The organism is Treponema sp. OMZ 805 (genome assembly GCF_050937395.1).
In the GTDB taxonomy this organism is placed as follows: domain Bacteria; phylum Spirochaetota; class Spirochaetia; order Treponematales; family Treponemataceae; genus Treponema.
Genome location: NZ_JACCLP010000007.1, coordinates 131,135 through 138,078 on the forward strand (window position 1 = coordinate 131,135; position 6,944 = coordinate 138,078).

Here is a 6,944-nt window from a genome sequence, read left to right on the forward strand (position 1 = left end):
CGTAGACCTATTCGAAAACGAAAGTTTCAGAATAGGTTTATTACATACTGATCTTTCCCATCACGACAAACTTCTTTGCTCCCGTCGCAGACGGGACGTTATTCGGATTACCGCAGAGCGCTTCGTTTGCAAGTACGGCAAAGGCAGATGCTTCTTTTGAATCGCTGTTTTTACCGATATCCTCGTTGGTCAGCACGGAACATTGAGGCAACAGCCGCCGTAGATGCGCTAAAATAATGGGATTTCTGCTGCCGCCTCCACCGACTATCAGCTTTTGCGGTATCGGCAATCCGAATGTATTAAGCGAATACGCGATTGAATATGCAGTATAATAGGTTGCCGTCCTTACAATTGTTTCCGGCGGCAGCTGCAATGATGTACCTTTATCATACAACTCTTGTATAAACACTTCGGAATAATGTTCTCTGCCGGTGGTCTTTGGCGGTTTTAATTGCAAATAAGGATCCGTTTTAAGAAAGTCGAGCAAGGTTGAATCAACGGCACCGGCGGCGGCACATTTGCCGTCTTCGTCATAATTTTGTGTACCGCCGCTCATAAGCCGCATCAAGCCGTCTATCAGCATATTACCCGGACCGGTATCAAAAGCGATGATGCCGTCCATATCGGCATCGGCAGGCAAAAGCGTGATATTGCCGATACCGCCGATATTCTGCAAGCCGATTACCGTATCGGGTTCTCGGTATAAGAGATACTCGGTAAACGGAACAAGCGGTGCCCCTGCCCCGCCCGCCGCGACATCCCGAACGCGGAAATCGGCAACCGTAACGCATCCGGTTCTTTCTGCAATAACTGCCGCTTCGCCGATTTGCAGCGTGCTTTTAATATTCTTGCCAAAATAATATCGTTCATTCGGTGCATGAAAAACCGTATGCCCGTGCGAACCGATAAAATCAACCGTGCTTATATCGACCTTCGCTTTTTCGCATACGGCAAAGCAGGCATCCGCAAACAATTCCCCCAGATAAGCATTCATCGCGCTTAATTCTTCGCTGCCGCCAAAAGAACCGGAAGCAAGAACCAACAACCGCTGCCGTACTTCTTGCGGATAAGGCACGGTCAGAAATGCCCGCTCCGCAATACGCGTATCGACACCGCACCCGGTAATAGTCAGCAGCACCGCATCGATACCGTCAACAGACGTTCCGCTCATAAGCCCAATCGCCGTTTTTTCTTTTTTCCCGCTTATAAAATCCAACTGTTTCATATATTGTTCCCGAAGGCAACCGCTCTTAAATATTTTAAGCGGCTGTATTCCTTTTGTGCAAAATTTCATAGGTATAAGGTGAGCGTCTACAATGACGCCGCTCACCTTAACCGTCAAGTTTTCTTTCGAAAACTTGCGTATTGATGTGTGCGTTTTTCGCGCACGAATGCAACAGTTTCCAAAATTCATATTTTGTTCAACTGTTGCATTTTAAGGAAATAAAATTTCGCACACTTTGTCTAAGTTACTCGCGGTCTTTTTGGAAAAATTTAAAAAACGGCTTTTTCTGTTTTTTTTCGGTATCCGTTTTTTGTATTAAATGCTTGACGTTTTCCATTACCTTGCTCACGATCGGCTGATCGGATAAATCAACCAAAAAGAATGACAAAGTACCGGTAGCAGAGAACACCGGCATACACACGATATGTGTATCTTGCTGTACGGCAGTATGCGTATGTGAAGCATTCTGAATTGCTTCTTTAATACTAATGGCAGGCGCAATGTCGGAAAGCGCATCGCCTTGTTTACATCCCGTTTTCTCATGTGCTTTAGCAGAAAAATTAAGGATACTTCCGGTCAGACTTACAACCAGAAGCGGACGATCGATTATCAGCAAGAGTTCATCAACAAGACCGTTTAATCCCGCAATCTTTAAACTTTTTTGTGCGGTAATTTGATACGCATCGCTAAGCGCTTCCTGCAGCGTAATGCCTAAGTTGCCCAATTTTTTTGCACGAGAATCCGACAATACGCCGTTCAGCTGAATAGCCTTTGCAACCATTAAAAAGTCGTTTTCTTTTCTCTTTGCATAGACAAACATTGCAATTAATAAACAAAGTTCTATCCCTGCTCCGATAAATCCAAAAAACAGCACGAGTTCCGAATCACTTTTAAGCGAACTCTGCATTCCAACTTTATATCCCCAAATTGCAGTTGCTAAAATAAGTGCAAACGAAAAAAGCACCGCACCGATCAATTTCTTTTTTCCGATAATAATCATAGAGACATTCCTACCTATAGGATATTTTAGATATTTCTAAATTCCGCAATCTTTTCAAGACTGCCAAACACAAAGAGTTTATCGCCTGTTTGTAATTCAAGATTATCATCCGGTTCATACATCGCTTCGCGGTTCAAAGGATTGCCAACCGTATCGATATCGAGTTCAAGGCGGACAACCATAATTAAGGTTAGATTGAATTTTTCTTTGATCGCAACCTGCGACAGTGTTTTCCCAATAAAAAACTTCGGTACTTTTACTTCACAGATTCCATATCCTTCGATAACCGAAAGCGAATTAAGCGCTTCGGGGTTAATCAATTCATTCGCGATACGGGAGGCAGATTCTTCTTCAATCTTTAATACTCTACTAGCTCCAACCCGCTTCAACACAATCGCATGTAACGGAGAAACCGCCCGCGCTACAATATAGGGAATTTCCCGCTCTTTCAGTAACGTTGTGGTTAAGATGCTTGCTTCCTTATTATCACCGATTGCAACAATGGCAACATCGATATCGTCGAGCGGAGCCTTTCTGAGTGCGTTTTCGTCGGTAGTGTCGATCACCATTGCCGCCGGAACAATTTTTTTTACCCGATCGACAGCCTGCGCATCATGATCAAATGCAACAACCGAACCGCCTCCCTCAGCAAGCATTTCACAAATTCGAATACCGAATTCACCTAATCCGATAACAGCAAAATTTTGTTGTACATCCATCGTATTCTCCTTTTAGAGATTCCCTCTACATCAATGGCGCAATAGCTTTAAGAACAATGCCGGAAGCTTTAACCGTCCATTTTTCATTCCGGACTGTTTCAGCCGTTACTGCACGGCACTGTTTTAATACGGATTGATAATCCGTTTCAATATCTTCAATACAGTCGACACCGTATAAATACGTAGCGCATTCAAAATGATGATATAAACTTCGGTAATCCAAATTGATGGTACCGACAACGGCTTCTCGATCATCACATACAAAAACTTTCGCATGAACAAAGCCCGGCGTATATTCGTAAATCTTCACTCCCGAAGCCAACAATGAAGCGTAATGCGTTTTTGCCAATGAATATGGAGCTTTTTTATCGGGTATGCCCGGTAGAATCAGCGTAACATCCACACCGCGCTCCGCAGCAAACTTCAACATCGTTTCCATTTCTCCGTCTAAGATAAGATAGGGCGACATAATATGCACATATCGGTGCGCTCTGTTGAGGATATCCATATACACGCATTCGCCGACTTTGTTTTCATCGGTGGGACCATCTCCGAAAGGAATAACAAAACCGGCTGCGGAAACCGGCAAGGCTTTGACAGGAACTTCCAAATACTCATTAAAATTCCATTCTTTTTCGTGCAGGCTCCACAGCTGCAAAAACATCAATGTAAAACTCTTAACTGCGGCGCCCTGCAGCATGACGGCAGCATCCTTCCAATATCCGTATTTATTAACAACGTTGATATACTCATCCGCTAAATTAACGCCGCCGTTAAACGCAACCTGACCGTCAATAACCAGAATTTTACGGTGATCTCGATAATTATAGCGCGTTGAAAGAAAAGGGGTAAGCCGCCCGAATATCTTACATTTAATACCCAACTTTTTCAGGCGCTCAGGATAGTCATGCGTCAATGTAGAAAATTCGCAGGTTCCATCGTACATAATTCGAACATCTACACCCTCTTTTGCCTTTTCTGCTAATATTTCCAAAACGCTTCCCCACATCACACCTTCTTCTATAATAAAATATTCCAAAAAAATAAAATGCTTTGCCTGTTTCAGTTGAATAAGCAGTTCTTTCCATTTAGCTTTTCCTGAAGGAAAATACGTTACTTCAGTTTGATTAAAAACCGGATGACACCCTGTATGACGCATATAATGAGCGAGCGCTGCCACGCCCTTATCTTGTACCGACAGCGCCTCTACAACCTGCGGATCTTGCGGAATACTATCGTGAGTCAGCGCAAGAAGATTATTCAGACGCTTCCGTGCAAGACGATTTCCAAGATCACTTTGGGTATACCAAAACAATAAAGCTCCGAATGCCGGAAGCAGCATAATGATAACCAGCCATGTAATCTTTGCGGTAGGGTCGATATCCGAATTGAGTAAATACAACACCATCGAAACGATGAATAAAGACTGCACGAAAGAATAGTAAGGAAATATTTCTTTAAACCGATACGGAATGCTGAATAAAATATATGCCTGTAAGCCCAATAAGACAAGGAACACTCCTAAACGGCTAAACAACGCGCGTACAAGCCCCTTGTGTCCTTTTTTGAGTAAATATAAATATTTACGTTTCCGCTGTTTCTTTTCTTTCGTATTACCCTCACTTATGGAAATGTTTTAAATGCGCTCCCCTAGCCAATCGAAATAGCGCCGTACGGATATTCTACGGTGTCGCTGTGTTCTTTTTTTCCGGCAGCGGTGAGAATGGTAAGCGGCCCTACCCTGCCGATGAACATAAGAAAGATCAGTATCATTTTACCGGCAACACTGAACTGCGCCGTTAGACCGGTAGAAAGCCCAACTGTTGCAAAGGCGGAAACCGTTTCAAACGCCATCGGTAAAAACGGCAGCGATTCGGTTACCGTCAATACGAATATGGCAGCGGACACAATCGTCAAACCGAAACCGAGAATAAGAAAAGCTTTTTTTACCTGTTCATCGGGTATCGACATTTTTTTAATAACCACCGTCTTATCGTTTTTCAGGAATGAGCGAAAAAAAGCAAAGACCACCGCAACGGTGTTCAACTTAATACCGCCTGCCGTGCTGCCCGAAGCGCCGCCGACAAACATCACGAAGATCATCATCAGTAGTGTTGCATTGGTCAGCGAAGCAAAGGACACCGTTGAAAAGCCCGCAGTCCGCAATGTAACCGCCTGAAAGAAAGCGCCGAGATATTGTTCGCCAAGTGAAAAATCCTTCATGGCATGGGTATACTCCAACAGATAAAACGCTGCAAAAGAGATAAACAGCGCCCCTGCCGTCATTGCAAGCACGATCTGCGTATTGAGCGGAAGAAAGAACTGGATTTTTTTCTTTCTGATCGCATTGTGCGCTTCGGTTCTTATTTTACGTACCGTATCGTACATGACTGCAAAACCGATACCGCCGAGGATAATCGTAAAGCTGATCGTTAAGCTGATAATAGGATCGCCGGTAAAAGATTCAAGATTGTTCGAAAAGAGCGCAAAACCGGCATTACAAAATGCCGATACCGCATGGAACGCTGCAAAACCGAGCGTTTCGACAGACACCCCCATGGTACGAGAAAATCCGAGAAATAAAAAACCGGCGCTAACTGCTTCAACCAAAAATGTAGAACCCACAATGACGCGAAGCGCTTTAAACAATCCCGACATATCATCTTCGCTGACCATATACGAAACGGTCAGCTTTTCAGCAATGGATAATTTACGTCTAAACGCAAGCATCCCGAAAAACGAAAACACCATAATACCGAGTCCGCCAATCTGAATAAGCGCCATAAGGATAATCTTGCCGACCGTTGTTAATTCCGTTGCAATATTGATAACGCTCAAACCGGTAACGCACACTGCAGAAGTTGCAGTAAATAAGGCGGACAAAAAATCAAGATGGTTGGCGCCGGGGGTTGCGGCGGGCAGCATCAGTAAAAAGGCGCCGGTGATGATAACCATGAAAAACGAAATAAGCAACGTTCCGGCAGGGTTCAGCATCACCCGTTCTGTTCCACCCGCACTGTCCGCCGTATTTTTGATGATTTTACCGAACAAGAAAATATTTTTTACGAGTGCAAATATCAAAATCAGTTCCGGCGACGTAGAAATAAAACCGATCTTTATTTTAAAGAAAATAAAAACCGCGCAAAAAAGAAGTGTTGTCAAACACAGTATTGCATGTTTTTGAAAATACTGCTGAAAGTATTTTTCCTGCCTCATCGGCAAAAACGTTTCTGCAATAATAAGAAGTAAAATGACGGCATCAACTGTGTGAATAACGATAGTAGCGGCAAGAGAAGCATAGAACTGCTGTAAAAACAGCACCGCTAAACTGAGTATAAAGGCAACGCCCGAAAGATTAGCGCGGAGCTTTATTCCAATAGTATTCATGTCAATCCAATCCTTTTTCCTATTTTCATATCTTGAGTATCGATAGCTCAACGCTTTTAATATTTAGCAGCTATTCCGTTATTTTATCTCCCAATCCATATAACGTCAACGTGTGCGTATATTCGGGACAGGGATTCAGCATGAAAAAAATTCTTGAGAGATAACAGTGAAACAGGAGGTTTTCTAATAGAGCAGGTGCGGATTTTTGAATGTTTTTAGGACAAAGAAATTCAAAAATCCGCACTTTTTTAATAAGGACAGGGATTCAGCTGTGAAAAAAACAACGAAAGACCGGAATATATCAGAAAAGCGTGAAAAAAGAGGGTTGTGAATGGCCTTTGAGCGAAGCGAAAGTGCCTGAACGCCCCCTTTTTTCACACGTGCTGTCACATAAAACGATGTTTTTCTTTTATTTTTCTTTCATGCTGAATCCCTTGGTACAACATCGTTTAGGCTTGACATTCTCTGCAAAAACCTTATAGTAAATAGATATGCGGTACAAAGTAAATGCAATTAGGTCTCGGGTACTTGACAAAAATAATAATGCTTCAATAATTTACGCACTTACGCACTTACGCACTTACGCACTTACGCACTTACGCACTTACGCACT

Annotated in this window: 5 protein-coding genes; all 5 read right to left on the bottom strand. The window is 43.1% G+C overall.

The window, feature by feature from the left end:
• Positions 1 to 40 precede the first annotated feature (40 nt).
• Positions 41 to 1,225 (bottom strand): anhydro-N-acetylmuramic acid kinase, encoded by a 1,185-nt coding sequence (locus HGH47_RS07530; protein ID WP_432911426.1) that lies wholly within the window; start codon positions 1,223 to 1,225, stop codon positions 41 to 43.
• Positions 1,226 to 1,469: 244 nt separating this feature from the next.
• Positions 1,470 to 2,225: a hypothetical protein gene (locus HGH47_RS07535; protein ID WP_212564902.1), complete on the bottom strand. Its 756-nt coding sequence runs from the start codon at positions 2,223 to 2,225 to the stop codon at positions 1,470 to 1,472.
• Between the two features lie 26 nt (positions 2,226 to 2,251).
• Entirely contained in the window at positions 2,252 to 2,944 is a 693-nt protein-coding gene (locus HGH47_RS07540; RefSeq protein ID WP_016523934.1) for a potassium channel family protein, read from the bottom strand.
• Between the two features lie 25 nt (positions 2,945 to 2,969).
• Complete coding sequence (gene cls, locus HGH47_RS07545) at positions 2,970 to 4,481, bottom strand: cardiolipin synthase (RefSeq protein WP_432911430.1); 1,512 nt, start codon at positions 4,479 to 4,481, stop codon at positions 2,970 to 2,972.
• 113 nt (positions 4,482 to 4,594) lie between these two features.
• Positions 4,595 to 6,331 (bottom strand): TrkH family potassium uptake protein, encoded by a 1,737-nt coding sequence (locus HGH47_RS07550; RefSeq protein WP_212564904.1) that lies wholly within the window; start codon positions 6,329 to 6,331, stop codon positions 4,595 to 4,597.
• Between the last annotated feature and the right edge of the window lie 613 nt (positions 6,332 to 6,944).